General features: G+C 53.6%; 17 protein-coding genes. 6 read left to right on the top strand and 11 right to left on the bottom strand.

Annotation, left to right across the window (positions count from 1 at the left end):
- Positions 1 to 29 precede the first annotated feature (29 nt).
- Positions 30 to 908, bottom strand: coding sequence for an alpha/beta hydrolase (locus VN12_RS08690; RefSeq protein WP_146676457.1), 879 nt, complete (start codon positions 906 to 908; stop codon positions 30 to 32).
- A 184-nt stretch (positions 909 to 1,092) separates the two neighbouring features.
- Here VN12_RS08690 and VN12_RS08685 point away from each other — a divergent pair, with 184 nt between their 5' ends.
- Entirely contained in the window at positions 1,093 to 1,749 is a 657-nt protein-coding gene (locus VN12_RS08685; protein WP_146676456.1) for a class I SAM-dependent methyltransferase, read from the top strand.
- Positions 1,750 to 1,752: 3 nt separating this feature from the next.
- Here the strand turns inward: VN12_RS08685 and VN12_RS08680 are convergent, their stop codons facing one another.
- Positions 1,753 to 2,739: a polysaccharide deacetylase family protein gene (locus tag VN12_RS08680; RefSeq protein ID WP_205855232.1), complete on the bottom strand. Its 987-nt coding sequence runs from the start codon at positions 2,737 to 2,739 to the stop codon at positions 1,753 to 1,755.
- Positions 2,740 to 2,929: 190 nt separating this feature from the next.
- Here VN12_RS08680 and VN12_RS08675 point away from each other — a divergent pair, with 190 nt between their 5' ends.
- Positions 2,930 to 3,442 (top strand): DUF1569 domain-containing protein, encoded by a 513-nt coding sequence (locus VN12_RS08675; protein ID WP_146676455.1) that lies wholly within the window; start codon positions 2,930 to 2,932, stop codon positions 3,440 to 3,442.
- Here the strand turns inward: VN12_RS08675 and VN12_RS08670 are convergent.
- Positions 3,439 to 4,341, bottom strand: coding sequence for an NAD(P)H-hydrate dehydratase (locus tag VN12_RS08670; RefSeq protein WP_146676454.1), 903 nt, complete (start codon positions 4,339 to 4,341; stop codon positions 3,439 to 3,441). The genes VN12_RS08675 and VN12_RS08670 overlap by 4 nt on opposite strands.
- A gap of 2 nt (positions 4,342 to 4,343) precedes the next feature.
- The gene (tatC, locus tag VN12_RS08665; protein ID WP_146676453.1) at positions 4,344 to 5,525 is read right to left on the bottom strand and encodes a twin-arginine translocase subunit TatC; all 1,182 of its coding nucleotides are present in this window, start codon (positions 5,523 to 5,525) and stop codon (positions 4,344 to 4,346) included.
- A 65-nt stretch (positions 5,526 to 5,590) separates the two neighbouring features.
- On the opposite strand from tatC, the gene VN12_RS08660 reads away from it, so the two are divergent.
- Both VN12_RS08660 and VN12_RS08655 read left to right on the top strand, forming a co-directional pair.
- Positions 5,591 to 6,583 (top strand): type I phosphomannose isomerase catalytic subunit, encoded by a 993-nt coding sequence (locus tag VN12_RS08660; RefSeq protein WP_146676452.1) that lies wholly within the window; start codon positions 5,591 to 5,593, stop codon positions 6,581 to 6,583.
- A gap of 512 nt (positions 6,584 to 7,095) precedes the next feature.
- Positions 7,096 to 8,109 carry an NAD-dependent epimerase gene (locus tag VN12_RS08655; RefSeq protein WP_146676451.1) on the top strand — a complete coding sequence of 338 codons (1,014 nt, stop codon included), beginning with the start codon at positions 7,096 to 7,098 and terminating at the stop codon, positions 8,107 to 8,109.
- Positions 8,110 to 8,124: 15 nt separating this feature from the next.
- Here VN12_RS08655 and VN12_RS08650 read toward each other — a convergent pair whose 3' ends face one another.
- From VN12_RS08650 to VN12_RS08640, 3 genes are all read right to left on the bottom strand, one after another.
- Complete coding sequence (locus tag VN12_RS08650) at positions 8,125 to 9,282, bottom strand: YbdK family carboxylate-amine ligase (RefSeq protein ID WP_146676450.1); 1,158 nt, start codon at positions 9,280 to 9,282, stop codon at positions 8,125 to 8,127.
- A gap of 290 nt (positions 9,283 to 9,572) precedes the next feature.
- Positions 9,573 to 10,919: a sigma-54-dependent transcriptional regulator gene (locus tag VN12_RS08645; protein ID WP_168164301.1), complete on the bottom strand. Its 1,347-nt coding sequence runs from the start codon at positions 10,917 to 10,919 to the stop codon at positions 9,573 to 9,575.
- On the bottom strand, positions 10,909 to 12,330 hold the full coding sequence (locus VN12_RS08640; protein ID WP_168164300.1) for a sensor histidine kinase: 1,422 nt from the start codon (positions 12,328 to 12,330) through the stop codon (positions 10,909 to 10,911). Before VN12_RS08640 ends, VN12_RS08645 begins: the two co-directional genes overlap by 11 nt.
- A 144-nt stretch (positions 12,331 to 12,474) precedes the next feature.
- Between VN12_RS08640 and VN12_RS08635 the strand changes: the two genes are divergently transcribed.
- On the top strand, positions 12,475 to 13,635 hold the full coding sequence (locus VN12_RS08635) for a lactonase family protein (protein ID WP_146676447.1): 1,161 nt from the start codon (positions 12,475 to 12,477) through the stop codon (positions 13,633 to 13,635).
- 87 nt (positions 13,636 to 13,722) lie between these two features.
- Positions 13,723 to 14,667 (top strand): dihydrodipicolinate synthase family protein, encoded by a 945-nt coding sequence (locus tag VN12_RS08630; RefSeq protein WP_146676446.1) that lies wholly within the window; start codon positions 13,723 to 13,725, stop codon positions 14,665 to 14,667.
- A gap of 51 nt (positions 14,668 to 14,718) precedes the next feature.
- On the opposite strand, the gene VN12_RS08625 is transcribed toward VN12_RS08630, so the two are convergent.
- The 4 genes from VN12_RS08625 to smc form a co-directional block, all read right to left on the bottom strand.
- Complete coding sequence (locus tag VN12_RS08625) at positions 14,719 to 15,066, bottom strand: hypothetical protein (RefSeq protein WP_146676445.1); 348 nt, start codon at positions 15,064 to 15,066, stop codon at positions 14,719 to 14,721.
- A gap of 20 nt (positions 15,067 to 15,086) precedes the next feature.
- Positions 15,087 to 15,425, bottom strand: coding sequence for a tRNA-binding protein (locus VN12_RS08620; protein WP_146676444.1), 339 nt, complete (start codon positions 15,423 to 15,425; stop codon positions 15,087 to 15,089).
- Positions 15,426 to 15,500: 75 nt separating this feature from the next.
- Positions 15,501 to 16,286 (bottom strand): IS5 family transposase, encoded by a 786-nt coding sequence (locus VN12_RS08615; protein WP_146676443.1) that lies wholly within the window; start codon positions 16,284 to 16,286, stop codon positions 15,501 to 15,503.
- A gap of 89 nt (positions 16,287 to 16,375) precedes the next feature.
- Entirely contained in the window at positions 16,376 to 20,101 is a 3,726-nt protein-coding gene (gene smc / locus VN12_RS08610) for a chromosome segregation protein SMC (protein WP_146676442.1), read from the bottom strand.
- Positions 20,102 to 20,158 lie beyond the last annotated feature (57 nt).

Raw genomic sequence — 20,158 nt, 5'->3', positions numbered from 1 at the left:
CGCGTCCAACGCACCATTTCGTCCATGATTTATTTGGACGCTTTCTTGCCTAATAGTTGCTGGTCGAACCAGTTCGTCATCGCTTCGAACATCCGCTTGTTTCCGTCGGCATCGAATCCATGTGCTGCGCCTTGAATGACGAGCAGCTCGACCGGAACCTTTACCTCTTCGAACGCCGTCTTCATTTTCTCGCTGTGCCAAATGGGGACCAATTCGTCCTTGTCTCCGTGAATCAATACCGATGGAGCATCATCAGGACTTACCTGCAGGAGTGGCGAATAATCTGGACCTTTGTCCAAGGAGAATTTGAGGGCCGGGAATCGCTCTCGCAAGGGATTATCCAAAGCCATGTAAGGACGTAAATCCGTAGGAGGAAAGACAGCAGCCACAGCGGCGATGCGAGCCTTTCGACCTGCTTCACGATCCGCATTGCTATTCGATGTCGTTCCTAGTACGAGCGATAGGTGCCCCCCAGCGCTGAATCCAAATACGCCGATCTTGTCGGGATCGATGTTCCATTCCTTCGCGTGGTCGTGAACAAATGCGTGCGCTAGTCGAACGTCTGAAACAATTTCTGGGATGACGTACCGAGGGCTGCTGCCATGTCGAACGGCAATCACTTTGTATCCTCGTTCCAGCAATGGCTGGATAAGCGGCAACATGCGATCGGGAGGATTCCACGTCGATACCCATCCGCCACTCACCATGAACATCAATCCAGCTCCATTAGCGTCCCCTTTCGGTTCGAAGACATCCAGTGTGAGGGCCATGCCGTCTTTGTGACCATAGACCACATCGGCCTTCACCCCCTTAGATGGTTCGTTTGCTGTGTCGTCTGCGGCCAACGAGGGTGCCGGCAGGAACCCAACACAAAAAAGGATTGCCCATCGACGTAGCCTGTTACGCATCTCATTACCCTTGTCCGGAGAGTGTTCAAGTTTGAATACGACCAGTTCGTCATTCTATCAAAACTGGCGTTCAACCTTCTCACCCTCCGTTTTTGCGAGAATACACCCGAGGTGGGTGTCCTAGCTCTTCCTGAGATCTCTTTGCTAAACTACCGTTTTTCACGGCCTCCTGGTTTGCTATCCCATGGCGACGAATTCGCTCGAAAAGTCGACATGCCCCCTTTGTAAAGCGAAAGCAGAGTGGTTCTTCACCAGCCAACGAGCTATCCCGTATTTTCGATGCACGCTCTGCCGAGGGATCTTTGTTCCGTCATCCTGGTGGTTGGATCCTGCAGACGAAAAGGCACACTACCTCACGCACAACAACGATGTGTTCGATCCTCGCTATCGAGCCTTTGTCGCTCCCGTCGTCGAAGCCATTCTTTCAGAACAAACTTCTTGTTCGCTCGGATTGGACTACGGTGCAGGCCCTGGCCCTGTGATCAGTCGCATGCTGGCGGAATCGAATTACCAAACCCACCTTTTCGACCCTTTTTTTCATCCCGATCCATCTCCATTGAGCGAGCGGTACGAGTACATCATTTGCACCGAAGTGATCGAGCACTTCCGTTACCCCTTGGAAGAATTCGCACGCCTCGCAAACTTGCTAAAAACTCGCGGCACATTGTATTGCATGACGGAGCTCTGCCATGACGGAATCGACTTCGCCAAATGGCGCTTTAAAAACGATCCGACACACGTCTTCTACTATGGCATCGTCACCATGCAGTGGATTGCGAACCAATTCGGCTTTTTCCCAGCCGAAATCGATGGCAGAAGAATAATCCTCCGCAAACGATAGGGATCACCGATCCCGTTCCATCTGGTGAAATTTCTTCCAATCGATCAGTTCGATGCCTTGCTCCTCCAACCAAGCTTTGGTGGAGTCGCGAGTGAAAATCTCGCGATCTTGATCGCGTCTGCGACTGCTATCGGTAATCGCTCGCAATTCTTCGTTCTCTCTCCCGCAGTGGATGATCAGTTGGGTCACTCCCTCTGGCAACTCTCGCAATGCGTCGAAGTAAGTTTTCTCTCGCATCTCGGGAATTTCTCCTCCGTAGAATTGGAGCAATGCGTCCAGCAACGGCAATTTGCGAGAGTTGAGTAGTGACACCGAAGATTCGAACTGCGACGCGATGGGCGGATACGCCTTGCGAATCTCAGGTGTCAAGGTTCTGAAGAATAGCACGGGCAAGTTGTATTCGGCGCCCAGTTCGACATACACCTTGACCAAATCATCGCGAGTCACCAACGCACCCATATGTGTATCCAAATGGCTGATCGGAACTCCAAAAGCTTTGGCCCTCTCGATCTGCGCTTTTAGTTCGATCCTGACTTCGTCTGCCTTCACATGTTGAGCGACCTCGGTTGTATTGTCCCAAAGATACCCTTCGGAGTCGGTCAAACTAGCCACTTGGTCTCGAGGGGACACGGGACCCCAACGATAATTCTCCCACTCCGAGGTTAGGGTCAAGTGAATCCCGTAATCGAATTGAGGATTGGCTTTGGCAAAAAACGCGAATTCTTTGAACCATGGGCAAGGCACCATAATACTCGCGGAAGTAACGATTCCCTTTCGCAATGCCTCCTGGGTCGCGACATTGACCGAGTGCGACATTCCAGCATCGTCCGTATGAATAATCAAATATTTGCGAGGTGCCGCGGTCACGTTGTCCTCTGCCACAGACATCGAAGGGAGCAGGAGGGCAATTGCAACGAGGGTGGCTAATACCACGGCAATAACGGATCGGTTCATTGTGATGCGGTACACGGTGAAAAAGGTGGTGTTCATGTGGCAGAAGGTCAGGACAATGCCCTAACCACGTTGAGACAAAAGTATACTGTTTCGCAGTGTGCGACGTTATGCCATCGGCCGGCAAAGCCTTAGAGGTGACCTGTTTACGAGTGCTCGGTTACACTCGTAGGTAGAGAAATCGAAGATATCGAGCGATGGAATCCAATGGGATGGCGGAGTCTGTTTCATGAAAGACACTAACATGCAACTGAGGAATCTTGAGTTTGTTTCTCTCGATGACATTGCGAGCGAGGTCTCTCGACTGAGTGCATTGAGGTATCGACGCCGTGGAAATTGGGGGCTGGCTGCGACCTGCGAACATCTGGCCGATTGGATGTCGTTTCCTATGGACGGTTTTCCGAAGATGTCTCTACGCATACAGTGCTTGATTTCATTGCTTCGGGCCTTTCAAGGAAAACGCCTCTTTCGCAAAATCTTGACGGCGAAGGAAATGGCTCGTGGTGCTCCCACTATCCCTGCGACCATTCATGCGGCTTCCGTTGACGATGCTTCAGCTGTCGAAAGGTATCTGCAGTGCATTGAAAGGTTAAAGACCTATCGAGGCACGATTCATCCATCCCCTCTTTTCGGGCCGATGACCTACGACGAGCTCATCGCGCTGCAATGCATCCATGCTGCCCATCATCTCCGATTTTTGGAGCCGGAAGAATCGGCTGATCGAGAGTCCCGCTCAAACTAGCGAGAGCTCGGGGTTGGAGACTCATTGTCCAACCGTCGAAAAGCAGCGGGTAAAAAATCGAGTAGATCGGTCGCTAGGGTGCTTGGTGTTCCGAGCGATTCGTGAGCGAGGTCCGCTGCGAGCCCATGCAGATGCACTCCTAGGATCGCCGCATCCATCGGCTTCATCCCCTGGCACATCATCGCAGTGATCAATCCTGTCAGCGCATCGCCGCTTCCGCCGACTGCCAGACTCGGGTTGCCTGTCCTGCTCTCAAAACAGGAGGTGCCATCGGTGACCCACGTGCGCGATCCTTTCAAAACGACTACTGCACGCAATCGTCGTGCCATTTGCGCCGCGAGGCGTCGGTCGCGTGCGGCATCGATATTCTGATTTCCTGTAAGTCTCGCCCATTCACCCGGATGCGGTGTGAGAACGCGTGGTGCGCATGGTATTGCGCAATCGTCGGCAAATCTCGGGCGATCCGCGGCCAAAGTATTGAGTGCATCGGCATCGAAAAGGGCCGCGTGTGGCCATTCCAACCAACACCTCCAAACCAACGCATCGGACTCGGGCGAACGCCCCAATCCAGGTCCAATTGCTAGTACGCAGTCGCGGTACTTCGGTGCACGTATCTGCTCCCACCACTCCCCCGATTCCTCATTACTACGGAGACCAAGGGTCATGGCACAAGGGATCGCGACCGACAAAACCATTTGGACTTTGTCGGGAACCGCGAGCGTCACGAGACCTGCACCACCTCGCAAGCACGTTTGTCCCGCGATCCATAGCGCTCCAGACATACCGACTGAGCCACCCAGCAATAGCGCGTGGCCATACGTACCCTTGTGAGAATCCATCTGACGGGGAGCAAGCCTCGGGATGGATTGGAGGTTGCGAAGTTCGCTCGCATCCTCCATGGTTAGCGAGGATCCACTGCCGTGCCGTTGAGCATACCGCCTCTTGGCACATAGTGGCACAACGCGATGCCAAGGAAGTAGAGGAATATGAGCGGCAAAGCCATCGCGATCATGCTGGTGACATCCGCGGGCGTCAGGACCATGGCTACGACGGCGATGATGAAGATTGCCATGCGCCACTGCTGCAGGTACGTTTTGACCGACATAATCCCCAATCGCTCTACCACCAACATAACCAGAGGGAGCTGAAAGGAGATACCGAACCCGAGCGGAAGCAAGAGTGCAAACGACATATAGTCATTCAAACGTGGAGATGTCCCGACTCCCATCATGGCGTTGAAGTTCAATAAGAACGATATGACCAACTGAAAGACAACGAAAAAGGCGAACAAGGCGCCGGTCCAAAACAGGCTTAAGCTCGCTGGAAGAAAGTAATAGACGTAGCGTCGTTCATGCGGGTAGAGTCCTGCGGCTACGAACCCCCATACGTGATAGAAAATACCGGGACTCGCGACAATGGCTGCCACGACCAAGGCCGCTTTGAACCAAATCATCATCCCCTCTTGCATGTTGAACGTCTCGGCCTGCGATTTAATCGAGGAGAAAATCCGCAGCGGTACCAGCCGATCGGGAGTTGGCAGTCCTTCGGTATCCGCGGAGGCAAGTGGAAAGCGATCGGCGAGCGATAGGTTTTTCGCTGGTTCCGATTGGAGTGGGGACGCCTTCGGTTCAGTACCGGTATCGGACGCTTTCCCAGAGGCGTCTACGGGTGCGTTTTCCTGTGTGTCTTTCGGTATGTCTTCCGGTGAATTAGTGGCTGGGGGCACCGGCGCCGATTTCAGCAGGGACGAGAGACGATTCTTGTCGACAAAAATGACCTCGGACCGCTTTTGATTCGCCTCCATCCAAGCTTTCAGATTGGGGTCGACCGTTCCCTTTGTTGCGGATTCCATTTCCCGGATGCTTTGCTCGCGATAGAACTGATCGAGAGCTGCTTCCAATGGACGCTGCATATAAGCGACGACACTGGTAGCCATCGGAACGCCAACGCAGAGCCCCCCCATGAGCCAGATGGAGGCTTTGATCAAGGCTTGCCGCAATTCCTCCAAGTGATCGCCGAAGCTCATCGAGCTTTTTTCAAACAGATCGTCAGATTTCTTCAGGGCAAGGGTGCTTTTCAGCATCAATCATCTCTCCGATAACATAGGGGTCCCTCTAGCTTTGTTCGCCCTAGGACTTTTGGCAATCCATGATTTACCCAGATCACCCGCTCCAATTTTCCCCCATTCTTCGTTCTTACCTATGGGGTGGCGAGCGGCTCGCGGCACAACTTGGCAAAAAACCTCCAGAAAATGGGGTTTGGGCCGAGAGCTGGGAGCTGGTGGACCATCGAGAAGCCGAGTCGGTCGTCTGCGAGGGGATTTTTCAAGGTAGGACGCTTCGAAATTTGATCGAGTCCTATTCTCCCGAGATTATGGGTTATGAGGCACCCAGCGATCGGTTTCCGCTGCTCCTTAAGTACTTGGATTGCCAACGGGTTCTCAGTGTCCAAGTTCACCCGGATGATGCCTATGGAGCCAAGATGCCCACTCCCGATCGAGGGAAAACGGAGGCTTGGTATGTAATCGATGCGGAGCCCGGGGCGAAGATCTACGCCGGATTGCGACCCGGGGTCGACCGCGAGCAACTGGCCCATGCGATCCAAGCTGGGACCACCGAATCCTGTCTTCACATTCTGGAACCCAAGCCGGGCGACTGCATTTTTATCCCTGCCGGAACCGTTCATGCTCTCGGAGCGGGGCTGTTGGTCGCTGAGATTCAGCAAGCGAGCGATTGCACTTTCCGACTCTTCGATTGGAATCGGATCGATCAAGACGGGAACCCTCGAGCCCTTCATGTCGAGCAGGCCCTCGATGTGATCGATTTTCAGAAAGGCCCCGCATCCGCAGTGGATCGCGCGTCCTTGACGATCGATTCCGAGGGGTGGCGAACGCTCGTCGACTGCGACAAGTTTCGACTTCGAGAGTCCGTTCGCGAGGATTCCGACGGCGACCTGACAATAGATGAAACAGCGCCTGTGATCTTGACCATTCCGATCGGCTCCGCGAAGCTGATATGGGGAAGCCAGTCGATGGACTTGCCTCGAGCCTCCACCGTCCTGATTCCGTCAGCTTGCCCCCCCTGTTCGCTCCAATTAAGCTCGGGCGCGGTCGCCCTCGCTTGCCATCTGCCCATATCCTGATGGACTATCAACTCACCACCAGCAAAGTTCAAGTTTGGAGGCTTGTTGGTCTATCCTGTTGGCATCGCACGCTCGTGCAACAGCAAGCCGATTTTATTCGTGCTCGACTCGCATCGCTCGGATCACCGTCTCCTCACCTTCGCTGGGAATGGAGCGATTCCACCTCGAATGGTACTCACGATTCCTATAGGCTATCCACCTCGGGAGATTGGGATGTCCTCCTGGTGTCTCGATCCGAGTTCGACCCGTTCGTTCACGAACCTTACTTGGAAAAAAACGGATGGGTCAGAGGTCGCCGTGTGGCGCTGCTTTGGGACTGGACTTGGATGCATACGTCATCGATACCCTGCGCGAGTGAAGCGGGTCTGTCCGGCGCCGTAACGGACCCACCGTCGCTTCGCAGTTGGATCCAGGTTTTGCTAACCCGAGGTGCAACGCGCCTGCAACCCGCCCACCCACTCCTCGCAAATATTGCAATTCCTTCTCTAAAAAGCACCGAAGCGTAAGCCCCTATGTCTCGCACGATCCTCGTTACTGGAGCAGCCGGATTCATCGGCTTTCACACTTGTCTGCAACTTCTCCATGCTGGATTCTCTGTGGTTGGGTTGGACAATCTCAATGACTATTACGATGTGCGTCTGAAAGAGGCGAGACTGAAGGAATTGGAAAAACAACCGGCATTTCGCTTTGTTCGAAGCGCTCTCGAGGATCGATCGGCAATCGAAAAAGTTTTTGCACAAGTCTCATTCCACCGAGTGATCCATTTGGGCGCCCAAGCGGGAGTGCGATATTCACTCACCAATCCGTACAGTTACATCGATTCCAACCTGCAAGGAACGATGACGATTCTGGAAGGCTGTCGACACCACGGCATCGAGCACTTGGTCTACGCCAGTAGTTCGAGCGTCTATGGAAAAAATGTGCGACAGCCATTCTCCGTCGATGACAGCGTGGATCATCCCATCAGTCTTTATGCTGCCACGAAAAAAGCGAATGAATTGATGGCCCACACCTATTCGCATTTGTATCGCTTGCCTACCACAGGACTGCGATTCTTCACGGTGTATGGTCCATGGGGGCGCCCCGATATGGCTCTCTACAAGTTCACCGACGCAATCTTTCAAGGTCGTCCGATCGACGTTTACAATCACGGGAAGATGTGTCGTGATTTCACGTATATCGACGACATCGTTACCGCCATCGTGCGTGTGATGGACTGCATCCCCACACCGGATCCCACATGGTCTCCTGAATCACCAACTCCGGGTAGCAGCGACGCCCCTTACCGTGTTTACAATATCGGAAACCATCAGCCGACCGAACTGCTTCGGTTCATCGAAGTGCTCGAAGATGCCATTGGCAAGAAGGCCGTCATGAACCTTCTTCCGATGCAGCCCGGTGACGTGCCATCGACATTCGCGGATGTGGAGGCATTGCAGCAGGCTGTCGGCTTTGCACCGTCTACGCCCATCGAAGAAGGCATTCGACGCTTCGTAGCATGGTATCGGGAGTACCACCGAGTCTAAGTACATGGACCGAGACTAGGCAGCGTCCTCCAAAAGTCTCGTCGGCGTAGACTCCGTCTTCCATTGATCGATCGCAAATCGAACAATGTCCTCGACGGCCCCAGATTGTTCGTAAACCTCTACCAGTCTCTCGGCATCAGTGAGGCCCATGGCCGCGACGTGCAGTTGCTCGATCAATTCCACCCTATCGTCAGAGAGGTCCAAACAGCCTTCGAGCCACGCCAATGTCTCCAATACATGATTGCGGAGAAGGGTGTGACGCTGATCAATCGGATCGATATAGTTTGCGTCGAGTCCGAATCGACAGGCTTGGAAGCGATTGTACGAATAAACCATGTAGTCTGATTCGTGAAATGCTCTCGGGTCCGCCGCAAATCCTTCACACAGCAGCTGAAGATAGCCAGCCAATAGCGCGGCGCGATCGACATGAAGTGGTGTATCGCAAACGCGCAGTTCGATGGTGCCATACTCCGGCTTAGGGCGAATGTCCCAATAGAAATCTTTCATGCTCTTGATGACACCGTTGTTCAACATCGGCTCATAATGGTCTCTAACAAACCTATCCCAATTCACCACGTACGGAGCTCGACCGCTGAATGGGAATGCGTCGACCGTGTTGAGTCGCGACGAATGAAAACTGGTCGCTTCCCCTTGAAAAAAGGGAGACGAAGCCGCCAACGCGATGAAGTGAGGCACGAATCGATTGAGTGCATGGATCCGCCAGAGGGCTTGATCTCCGCTCTCACATCCGACGTGAATATGCTGGCCAAAAACCGTGAATTGCTTGGCCAAATATCCATAGAGGGAAGATAGCTTTTGAAATCGTTGCTTGTCAAAGATGCGGCGATCTTGCCATTGCTGGAACGGATGCGCGCCCCCGCCGGTCAACCCGACATGAAGCCAGTCTGCAGCATCCACCATCTGATCTTTGACGCTTCTGAGACGCTCTCGCAATTCCGTCCACGAATCAAAGACTCCGACCGACACCTCGATCATGCTCTCGGTCAACTCAGGAGATATGGTCGCAGGGATTGCCTGCGTCTCCAAATAGGCCAGCAACTCGGATGCGGAGGAAGATAGATCGAACGAATGAAGATCGATGATCTGCAATTCCAACTCAACACCGAGGGTGCAGCCTCTTGTTTGTCGAAAAGCAATCGGTGGCTTTCGCATGTCGAGCTCCCTTCTAAACGGATGGTCCAGCGAAGAACGAATTCGCGAGAGTCCACGCTTGGGTTCAACCGTACGTCGAAGGTAAATCGAATGTACGTCGAATGACTGCTAATCAGCCAACTCTCGGACCGGGAACTTAAAGCAATTGTCGTGCCAGTCTCGTGGGGAAGACTTTGTTGCCGCGTGAAAATGGCATCCGCCTGTTCAACTCCATTCACCGTCGTCCACCCAACTGCGGGACGCACTCCCCCGACCACGACACTTCACGTCAGGTTATTGCGATCGCTGCGTCAGTCTGACGTATCTCCTTCCCATTGCTTGAGCTTTCGTTGGAGCGTTCGCACGGAGATTCCAAGTTTCTGGGCAGCGTGGGTGCGATTCCCCATAGAATGCGAAAGGGCGCTTTGAATCGCTTCTCGTTCCAAGTCATTTAAATTGACGGTAGCGGGTGCGATTCGGGTTGGATTGCTGGTCGCGTTGCTGCTGAGGAACTTGGGCAAGTCCTGCATGCCAAGCAGTTCCCTTCCTCCCATCACCAGCATGTTCTCGATGGTATTGCGCAATTGGCGTACATTCCCCGGCCAGTCATAAGAGCGAAGGAAGGCCATCAAGTCGTTCGAGACTTCAGGTGGCTTGCGTACATGTCGCGCGGCGCAATCGCGAATAAAGAAATCGACGAGCGGTTCGATGTCTTCCGGCCTTTCGCGAAGGGGAGGGAGATCGACATTGAGGACATTGAGTCGGTGGTAAAGGTCGGCCCGGTACTGGTTGGACTCGGTCAACTCGGAGATGTTACGACTGGTGGCGGCAATCAATCGCACATCGACCTTCACTTCTTCATTGCTGCCGACCGGTGAGAAGGTAAAGCTCTCCAGGACTCGAAGCAATTTTGGTTGAAGGGAAAGGGGAAAGTCCCCGATCTCGTCCATGAACAGCGTCCCACCCTGGGCTGCTTGAAATCGCCCATGCCTGGATTCGTTCGCACCAGTAAACGCTCCACGTACATAACCAAACAATTCGGCTTCAATCAGAGGCTCTGGCAAAGCAGCGATATTGACTGCGACGTACGAACTCGCCTTTCTCAAGCTCAACTGGTGGATGGCAGCGGCGACCAATTCTTTTCCTGTTCCGCTTTCTCCTGTGATCAGAACGATGCTATCCGACTCTGCAACACGTTTGATCGATTCGAAGACTCGACGCATCGCTGGTGAATTTCCAATCATTTTGCCGAGCACTCCAGCATGCTCATCGTCTGTGATCGATGGTTGCGGACGCATTGGCAAGTATCGGTTGAGCAGGACGAGCAGTTCGTCCGGTTTCAACGGTTTCATCAAGTAATCGATGGCCCCCATCTTCATCGCAGCGACGGCAGTATCCACATCGCCGTATGCGGTCACGACAATGATGGGTGTCGAAGGCCGGCTCTCATGCCAGTATTGAAGCAGATCCAGCCCCGATAGTCGGCCCAGTCGCAGATCGGTGATTACCAAATCGACCGCTTGGGATAGGTGCGCTTTGGCTTCCGCGACACCCGCGGCAGCTAAAACGTTGTAGCCCTCGGTCCGTAAAAGTCGAGTCATGGCTTCGCGTTCGCTAGCCTGATCTTCCACCACTAGGATGGTTTGCTTACTGGACATCGCTGGTTTCCTCATTGCAACGAACGACTGGAAGTGAGATCACAAAATCCATGCCGCCCAAGGCGGTGCTGCGACGGCACTGGATGCTTCCATCGGCCCCTTCCACAATACTATTGACCACCGCTAACCCCATGCCGACTCCGTCATCTCGTGTGGTGTAAAAGGGCTCAAAAATTTGTTCGAACTGGTCCGCCGCAATTCCTGGCCCGCTGTCTTGCACCCGAATGGTTACGCGCGGACCGGCCGCATCGACGAGAATTTCAATCCGCCCCGATTTGCCGATCGCCTCGCGAGCGTTGTTGAGCAGGTTGAGTAGAACCTGACGAAAGAGTCGCGCATCGATCGCAATATGTGTCTCGGGCGATGGGTTCTGATACGAGATCTCGACACCTTCCTTCTCGTGCAACTGTTTTAGAAATTGCAATATCGAATAGATTTCGTCGTGAACATTGCATTCCCCCTTCGCCTGCGTATTCACGCGTGCATACCCCAGTAGTTGGCCGATCAAATCATCGACTCGCTCGACCTCTCGAACGGATTCTTCGATCATCACAGCCGCTTCCTCCGAGGAGATGTGCGCGGTGCCCGCAAAAACCTTTTGCGATGTAAACAAATTCAATCGCACGGCGTTCAGCGGATTCCGCAATTCGTGAGCCATTCCAACAATCAAGCGACTGAGCCCTGCCAATCGCCGTGTCTCGGCTTGATCGAGCGCTTGCTCCATCCTCTTAGCTCGCACCCCCAACCGAAAGAGCAAAATGGAAGACCCTAAAACAATTGCTCCGATAGCTGTGATTACGATCGACCAAACTTGAATCGCTTCACGCTGCCCATCCCACACGCGACGATTGAGCCACGTCAAATCCAATCCTGTGTGATAAGAGCCCATGGTTTGATTTTGATAAATGATTTGGGCACTGATATCCAACGCATCGCCTCGATGCGAGAGGGGGCCGTCCGATATCTGCCGAACCCCTGGTCCATATCCTTCGATTGCTTTCTTCTCCCAGCCTTCCGGCAATCGATCGTGTTTTGGATTCTCGACGTCCAGATAGTCACTATGCGCCAGAATCAATCCTTCGGCGTCCACAATTGCTGCGTAAAGTCGATCCGGCTTCCCCGGAATCGTTCGCCGCCAATGATCGACTAACCATCGAGGCTTTTTCTCGAGCTGATAGGCAGCCATCGATAAGCCTTCCAATAGATCGGACTCGATACGCCCTACGGTCCGCTCCACATGCGACCGGGCTTGATTGATTTCGGCGTCAAAAATGGAATGGCGAATGGACTGAAGATCCCGAGCCAGTCCAAGCAATCCGACCGCCGCAGCCAGAACGATTGCGACAAAAATGGATAGGGCGGGTACCCAAGTAAACGCCCGCGGAGACTGCATCATCCTCGATAAAATCATACTACCTTTTACCTTAAAACTCCGACGTACGCACTGCGAAAATCTGTCGTAGGGCTTGCGAGGAACCACGTTACAGCGAACGGCACCTATAATCGAGACGCTTCGACTTTTCTCAATGATGGCCTTGCCCCCAAACATTCGATCATGATTCTACGACTGCTGACCGCGTGGTTCGCCCTGGCGATCTGCTCTTCTCCCTTCCCTCTATTTTTACCGAATGCTATGGCTCAGAACGGTGAACCCTTCTTCATCGGAGGTTACGGGGAAAGTATCTACGCCAGCCGCCTTCACTCGGACGGATCGATGGATGTACCGATTGCCGTCGGTTCTTTGGCCCGTCCTAACTTCTTTGCTCGGCATCCTCAACAGGAGATTCTTTATGCCGTGGGGAGCGCGGTACCACCCGAACAAGGGGCTCCTGGTGTCGTCGCCGCCTTTCGTTGGGACATCGAGAAACTCCATGACCTTCAACCAGATGCTCTTCGCTTGGTCAATCAGCAACCCATCCCGCTCGATACTGCCTGCCACATTTCCATCGATCCTCGTGCGGAGTTCGCGGTGGTAGCCAACTACGGGAAAGGGAGCATAGTCGTTTATCCCCTTGATTCGTCCGGTGCCGTCGGACCGATGTTGCAGCGCATTGAGCATTCAGGAACAGGAAAGGACCCTTCTCGACAATCCAGCCCCCATGCGCATTGCAGCGTGTGGACCAAAAACGGATCCTATCTTCTCGTTGCCGATCTTGGGATGGACCGAGTCGTGGTCTACGAGCCTGACCGAGCGATGCGCCTTTTCAAGCCTCGTCCCGACCTCGACTTGGTCCTAGCACCAGGAGCCGGTCCGCGGCATCTCACGTTCGATCCAACCGAGCGGATCCTTTATGTCATCAACGAGCTCGACATGACGATCTCCAGTTTTCTTTGGGACGGAAGTCGGCCATCTACACATCTCGAGACCGTGACGACACTCCCCCCGGGAGTATCCGATCCAGGCTATTCCACCGCAGAAATCTTGGTGCATCCGTCAGGGAAATTTCTCTACGGCAGCAATCGTGGGCACAACACCATCGCTTCCTTTCAGATCGATCCGTCGACGGGCAAGCTGGCTTCGACAGGTCACACACCGACCCTGGGTAAAACGCCACGGAACTTTCGCCTCTCGCCGGATGGACAATTCCTCTTGGCGGAAAATCAACAATCCAACGACATCGTTTCTTTTCGAATCGATCCAGAGAAGGGAACGCTTCAGTCGACTCGATTCCGTATCGAAGCCCCCGCGCCGGCATGTATCAAGTTCCTTAAATAGAGTGCACAAATTCATCGATCGCGACTAGACTTTCGTCTTCTCGTTTTCAGTTCCCGTTGCTCACCGATTTGCACTGACCAAAGTCCCATGACACGAAAAGACCATTTCTTCCGCGGCTGTATGCCCGCCTTGATGACTCCCTGCAAATCGGATCGAACTCCAGACTACGATGCCTTGGTTCGCAAGGGACAGGAACTGATCCAAATAGGGATGAAAGCCGTCATTTACTGCGGTTCCATGGGGGATTGGCCCCTTCTGACCGAATCTCAACGCCAAGAAGGTGTGAAACGCTTGGCGGAGGCGGGAGTTCCCGTCGTCGTGGGAACCGGTGCTCAAAATACGAGCCTGGCGGTCGACCACGCAGCTCACGGTCAAAAGGTGGGAGCCAAGGGGTTGATGGTCATTCCCCGCGTTCTGTCTCGCGGCACCTCGCCAGCAGCCCAGTACCAGCACTTCTCGAAGATCCTCGCCGCCGCACCCGACCTTCCTTCGGTGATTTACAACAGCCCCTACTACGGATACCAAACCAAAGCGGACTTGTTCTTTCAATTGCGACAAAAACATAAGAACTTGGTCGGCTTCAAAGAGTTTGGCGGTGCGGCTTCATTGGACTATGCGGCCGAGCATATCACGAGCGGTGATCCCGATCTCTCCCTCATGGTCGGCGTGGATACCCAAGTCGTACACGGGTTCCTCTACTGCGGAGCCGCAGGGGCGATCACCGGTGTGGGGAACGCCATACCACGCGAAGTACTCCGATTGGTCGAGCTTTGTGAACGGGCCGTCCAGGGAGACTCGCAGGCCAAGCAATGGGCTTTCGAACTCAGCGATGCTTTGAAGGTGCTTTCTACCTTCGATGAAGGTCCTGATTTGGTTCTCTATTACAAACGCCTCATGGTCCTGGCAGGGAACCCCGAATACACATTGCAGCTTCAAGAAAGCGACGCGCTCAGCGCAAGCCAACTTGGATTCCTCGACCAACAGTGGCAACAGTTTCGTACGTGGTGGGATCGTTGGCCCGGCCGATCCTAGTAGGCATCGCTCAACCTCGGGTGCTTCTAGTTCAACACCAGTAGGCCTCCGTCATTGCATTCGAAACATACCCTCGATGATCAATACGCACGTGGCCGTAATGAGCAATACTCCCAGCAGCCACGCGAGCGAGACCTTCTGCAACAGCTTGGGGCTCACCTTCAATTGCTTTCCCTCTTCGGGGCTAAAGAGGAGAATGGCAAGCATGAAACCAAACGGCACGAGCGGTAGACTGAGAATGCACAGTGCGATCGCGATGTAGAATGCGGTCGGGTAGTTCTTGTAGCAGGCGGCGAAAGCCGCGACGGCTGCCGTCCAAAGCAAAACTTGCGAAATGCGGAATTGAAACTGCTGGAGAACTGGACGTTGAGGGATGCGGTGGTCTTCGTCTTCTGACATGTTCCGTCATAGGGAGAGATCTAGAGGAGTTTGGTCCCCAGCGGAACTTCTTTGTCGGGTACGCATAACGCAACCTCCCCGTGCGAGTTGTGAAAACCTGTCACGAGGCACTCGGACATATGCGAGCCGATCTGCATCGCGGGTAAGTTCACCACGGCGACAATCAGCTTGCCGATGAGGTCTTCCGGCTTGTAGAGGGAAGTGATTTGAGCACTCGACTTCTTGATGCCAATCTCGTGGCCAAAATCGATACGGATGAGCAAGGCCGGCTTCCGTGCACCTTCGAAGATGGCCGCATCGAGCACACGCCCTACGCGCAACTCCACTTTGAGAAAATCATCCAGGGCAATCCTATCCATCGTTCGATCCACCACCCTCGAGATAAAGTTCCTAGAGCGACTCGGAACTAAGAACGTGTTTTGAAATTGCCTTTCCTACATTTTTGCTAACCGGCGAGACATTAAATCGATCATGGAGATGTAGATCATGGTTTCACTCGTGTCTGCAAGTCGTTCGTAATCTTTGCTTAGGCGTCGCCGTCGATTGATCCACGCGAATGTGCGCTCGACGATCCATCGTTTTGGTAGTACTTGGAAACCTTTTGCGGCTATCGGTCGCAGCACTGTTTGCAACTGAAGTCCTTCCTGCTCTTTCAGTAGCTGTGGAAGGCCACCCTTCCCGTAAGCGCCATCGGCGAACACGATCTTGATTTTTCGATAGAGGCTGCGGATACCCTGCATAACAATCGATCCTCCATCATAGTCCTGGATTTCAGCGCTGTGGACAACGACCATCAAGAGCATCCCCAGTGTATCAACGAGGATATGTCGCTTGCGACCTGTGATCTTCTTTCCGGCGTCGTATCCACGGGTTTCACCACCCTCGGCCGTCCTGATCGATTGGCTGTCGATGATTCCAACCGTAGGTGCTGCTTTTTTGCCTGTCGCTTTTCGAACCTCGCTACGGAGTAGTTCATGGATAGCCAGCCAAACCCCGTCAAGCTTCCACTGGCGAAATACCCCGTAGACTGTATTCCAGTGCGGAAACTCTTTGGGAAGAAATCGCCACTGGCACCCTGTGCGGCAGACATACAGAATGGCATTGATGATTCGCCTCCGATCGATCCGTTTTCGTCCACGCTGATTGGCAGGGGGTAATACTTTTTGAATCAACTGCCATTGCTTGTCGGATAGGCAACTTGGATAATCCATTCCACTCATGATCGCTACGGCTCCTTGTAGTCCGGGAAACTTTTTCGCTTCCTGAGCCGTAGCGATTTTTTCAATTCAAGGCAATTTCAAAACACGTTCTAAGCAGCGAGCTTTCGGTCTTTGGTGAGGATCTCCCCTTTCTCGTTGACTTCTTCGAAGCGAACGGAGACCTGTCGCGAAACCCCGCTTTCCTGCATGGTAACACCATAGATCATGTTGGCTGCCGTCATTGTTTTCTTGCTATGCGTCACGACGATGAACTTGGTAGTCGAGAGAAACTCTCTGAGAACCGTCACAAAACGACCAATATTGGCTTCGTCGAAAGGCGCATCGACTTCATCGAGAATACAAAACGGGCTCGGACGATATTGAAAGAATGCCATGATCAATGCGACTGCTGTGAGAGCTTTTTCGCCACCGCTCAGAAGCGAATTGCTAAGCGTCGTCTTGCCCGGGGGCGTTGCAATGATCTCGATACCGCTATCCGGATCGTTTTCGTTTTCCAGAAGAATGTCGGCGAAGCCACCGCCGAAAGAACGCCGATACAGGTCTTGGAAATTTTTGCGAATCGCTTGCAGCGTCTCGACGAACAAGTGACGAGAATCTTCGTCGATTTTCGTCATAGTCCGCAGCAATCCATTCTTCGCTTCGATCAAGTCGCTTTGGTGACCGGCGAGGCGATCGTACCTCGATTGCAATGCATCGAGCTCTGCGAGCGCCTCCATGTTGACACTCCCGGTCGACGCGATTTCGGATCGGAGCCATGCAATTTCCGATTCCGTTTTCTGTTTGAGTTGTTGCAACTCATGCGTATTGGAGACTGCAGCGATCGATTGGAGTTGTGCAGCCGTTTCTTCAGAAAGACGTTCGTCTTCGGTATGCAGCTCGAGTTCCAGCAAATCCTGAGGCAAGTGGATTTGATATTCTGCGGCGTAGTGCTCGCGAAGCTGTGCAACTTGGGAGTCGATTTGCTGCAAGTTTTGGGTGATCTGTGCTAACTTGTCTTCATTCTTATCCAGTTGACGTCGCATTTGCTCAAACTGGCGTGAAGCTTGTCCGGCCGCATTGTTCTGTTCGTCGATCTTCGCCAGCTGCGCAATGCGCTGGGCTTCTAGGTTGGTGGCGGTCGCTCGCAGTTCGCCCATCGCCTCCAGGCAGCGGGCGGCATGCTGTTTGGATTCTTGGATACGCTGGTCGATTTGCGCGAGGGACAGGCTGGCCTGGCTCACATTCTTTTCTCTCTCCGATGCGTCCAATACGAGTTGATCCAGCGTGAGCTTCAATCCGTCGAGCCTTTGTTCCAATCGAGCCACTTGGATCTTTTGTTCATTCGCTAGCGACTCTTGAAGCTTTAGTTTGGACTGAAGCTCCGTTCTCTTCTCCCTCCATGAGTGCAGACGAACATCGATCTCTTCGCGTGCCAATTCGCTGTGTTGGCATTCTGCATCCGCCTCCTGAGACTGGTTCTCTGCATCGAGAATGCGTTCATCACCGTTTGCGATCTGAGATAGGATCTCGTCGATTCTTTTCAGAAGGTTCGATCGTCGCTCTTGATTGGACTCCGACAGAACTTCGACACGCGAAAGCTCTTGCGAAGCCTCCCTCTCTTGCCCCGCTAATTGCTTCAAGGCTTGTTCTTCGCGAGCCAAGCTTTCTTGAAGGTTTACCATCGCCTGAGTCGCTTGCTCGAGCTCCGATTCGAGATGCAGGATCTCTTCGCGCGCCATCTGCATTTCTGTCCGTCGGGAGATCAATCCTAAGCCCGCTTGCAACGACCCGATCGTAATGCTTCCATCCGAATCGACCAATTGGCATTCCGCGGTCACGAATCGCAATCCGGCTCCGCGAAAGTGGCTGAGTTCCAAGGCGGTCGCCAAAGAATCCACGAACCATGTCGTTCCGAGCAAAGCTCGGATGAGCGGTTCGTACTCGGGAGCATACTGGGTTAGCCGATCAGCTCGCCCGATGATTCCTCGCAGTCCATCGAGCTGTATCTTCTCCCCTGTTCGTCGGTTGGGGAGACGATCCAGTCGGAGCAAGGTCACGCGGCCATCGACGGAGAGGGCGCCTTCATGGATCCAGTCGACAATTTGACCGTTGCTCAAAACGATCGCATCCGCGAGGTGCCCGAGCGCCACGTCGATCAAGGGGGCCAGGTGCATTTCGCTCGAAAGAATATCCGCAACAAGTCCCCGCACCGAATGCCACGGGTTCGACATCATCGAGACGCTAGACTCACCATCTTTCAAGTCGAGGTCTTGGTTCGCACGTGCGAGTCGCAACAATTGTTGTCCACCCCGGCCATCTCCTGCGAATTGGTCTTCCAATTGCGCAAGAACCGACAATCGTTCTCGTACCCCGTGCAATTTGCCTTGCATCGCGGCGAGTTGTTCTTGATTTTCGAACAGCTTCTTCCGCCCTTGTTCGAGCGATTGTTCTGCTTGGGATCGCCCCTCTCTAGCCGTCGCCGCTCGCACCCTGGCCTGTTCTATCTCTTGCGATAGTTGAGTGGATTCCTTTTCTTGACGTTCCCATTCCAATCGTAACTGCGACTCCTGACCTCGCCAGGTTTCGATCGAGTTTTGCAGCTGCTCGATGTGGTACTGAAAACTGACGATTTTGGAACGCAACGTGTGAATGGTCGTTTGCGTCTCGTTATACGTGGCCGTATCGGAGTCGATCGATTGGTTCAACTGCTCGAGCTCGCGGCGAACTTCATCCAGATCCGCTTCACGATTCGAAAGCAGCTGAATTGCGTCTATCTGTTCTTGTTGGATCGACTCGATTTCGCGTTGTCGCGTTTGGGTTTCTTCTACGGACGAGGAAGCTCGCTCTTGCAATGCGATCAAACGTTCTTGAATGAGCGATCGTTCGATCTCCAACTCTTCCGAGCGGGCGATGGCTGTTTTGTATCCGCTTTCCGCTGCGATCGCTTCTTTTTCTGCGTTTAGATACGCATTCTGAAAGGAGACAAGCTCCGACTGCAGTGCATCCAGTAGGTTTTTCTCTCGAGCTGCAGACTCTTCCAGCTCTTTCCATTTCACCAAACATTCTTCTTTGGAGGTGATCGCCTCCGTCCGTTGAATTTCCAGAGCGTTGCGTTGGTGTTCCAGCAGGCGAGACTCGATCCAACCAAGATTCCATCGTTGTGTTGTAAGTTGATGGGTGATTTCTCGATACCGCTGCGCCTTGGTCGCCTGGCTCTTGAGGGTTTGCAATCGCTTTCCAACTTCGTCGACGATGTCCCCCAGCCGAACCAGGTTTTGATCGACGCGTTGCATTCGACGTTCGGCTTCCACCTTTTTGGCTTTGAACCGAGAAATGCCGGCAGCCTCTTCGAAAATTCCGCGTCGATCTTTCGCGGAGGCTTGCAGCAGGCGATCAACCTTCCCCTGTTCGATGAGACTGTAAGCATCGACGCCGACACCAGTGCCCCGAAAGAGATCTTTGACATCTTTCAGCCGACAAGGCTGGCCGTTGATCGCGTACTCCCCTTCGCCGCTGCGAAAAACCCTTCGGCTCACATGCACTTCTTCGGAGTCGTGATGAAAGATGCGAGACGTATTGTCGAGAACAAGCACGACCTCGGCGCTGTTCGCCGGTTTGCGTCCCCCCTCCGCGGAACCTTTAAAGATCACATCCGCCATGTCTGCACCACGGAGCGCTTTGGCGCTCTGGGCACCGAGCACCCACTTTACTGCATCGACGACGTTGGATTTTCCAGATCCGTTCGGACCGACGACTACGGTGATCCCGTCGGGGAACTCGAACCGCGTTTTGTCGGCAAAACTCTTGAAGCCTACCAGTTCGAGGGCTTTGAGCATGAAAGAGTCCGATGGATCCGAATCAAAAAGTGGTGAGGTTTAGGGTGAGGATTAGGT

It is taken from the genome of Pirellula sp. SH-Sr6A (assembly GCF_001610875.1).
GTDB lineage: Bacteria > Planctomycetota > Planctomycetia > Pirellulales > Pirellulaceae > JBKCUI01.
This window is presented reverse-complemented; position numbering and strand designations above follow the sequence as displayed.

What these genes read in the sequence shown, in the direction of transcription:
- VN12_RS08645 (WP_168164301.1), bottom strand. Translation starts at nt 10,919, where the DNA reads ATGTCCAGTAAGCAAACCATCCTAGTGGTGGAAGATCAGGCTAGCGAA.
- VN12_RS08660 (WP_146676452.1), top strand. Translation starts at nt 5,591, where the DNA reads ATGATTTACCCAGATCACCCGCTCCAATTTTCCCCCATTCTTCGTTCT.
- smc (WP_146676442.1), bottom strand. Translation starts at nt 20,101, where the DNA reads ATGCTCAAAGCCCTCGAACTGGTAGGCTTCAAGAGTTTTGCCGACAAA.
- VN12_RS08625 (WP_146676445.1), bottom strand. Translation starts at nt 15,066, where the DNA reads ATGTCAGAAGACGAAGACCACCGCATCCCTCAACGTCCAGTTCTCCAG.
- VN12_RS08680 (WP_205855232.1), bottom strand. Translation starts at nt 2,739, where the DNA reads ATGAACACCACCTTTTTCACCGTGTACCGCATCACAATGAACCGATCC.
- VN12_RS08620 (WP_146676444.1), bottom strand. Translation starts at nt 15,425, where the DNA reads ATGGATAGGATTGCCCTGGATGATTTTCTCAAAGTGGAGTTGCGCGTA.
- tatC (WP_146676453.1), bottom strand. Translation starts at nt 5,525, where the DNA reads ATGCTGAAAAGCACCCTTGCCCTGAAGAAATCTGACGATCTGTTTGAA.
- VN12_RS08685 (WP_146676456.1), top strand. Translation starts at nt 1,093, where the DNA reads ATGGCGACGAATTCGCTCGAAAAGTCGACATGCCCCCTTTGTAAAGCG.
- VN12_RS08630 (WP_146676446.1), top strand. Translation starts at nt 13,723, where the DNA reads ATGACACGAAAAGACCATTTCTTCCGCGGCTGTATGCCCGCCTTGATG.
- VN12_RS08650 (WP_146676450.1), bottom strand. Translation starts at nt 9,282, where the DNA reads ATGCGAAAGCCACCGATTGCTTTTCGACAAACAAGAGGCTGCACCCTC.
- VN12_RS08640 (WP_168164300.1), bottom strand. Translation starts at nt 12,330, where the DNA reads ATGATTTTATCGAGGATGATGCAGTCTCCGCGGGCGTTTACTTGGGTA.
- VN12_RS08655 (WP_146676451.1), top strand. Translation starts at nt 7,096, where the DNA reads ATGTCTCGCACGATCCTCGTTACTGGAGCAGCCGGATTCATCGGCTTT.
- VN12_RS08670 (WP_146676454.1), bottom strand. Translation starts at nt 4,341, where the DNA reads ATGGAGGATGCGAGCGAACTTCGCAACCTCCAATCCATCCCGAGGCTT.
- VN12_RS08690 (WP_146676457.1), bottom strand. Translation starts at nt 908, where the DNA reads ATGCGTAACAGGCTACGTCGATGGGCAATCCTTTTTTGTGTTGGGTTC.
- VN12_RS08635 (WP_146676447.1), top strand. Translation starts at nt 12,475, where the DNA reads ATGATTCTACGACTGCTGACCGCGTGGTTCGCCCTGGCGATCTGCTCT.
- VN12_RS08615 (WP_146676443.1), bottom strand. Translation starts at nt 16,286, where the DNA reads ATGAGTGGAATGGATTATCCAAGTTGCCTATCCGACAAGCAATGGCAG.
- VN12_RS08675 (WP_146676455.1), top strand. Translation starts at nt 2,930, where the DNA reads ATGAAAGACACTAACATGCAACTGAGGAATCTTGAGTTTGTTTCTCTC.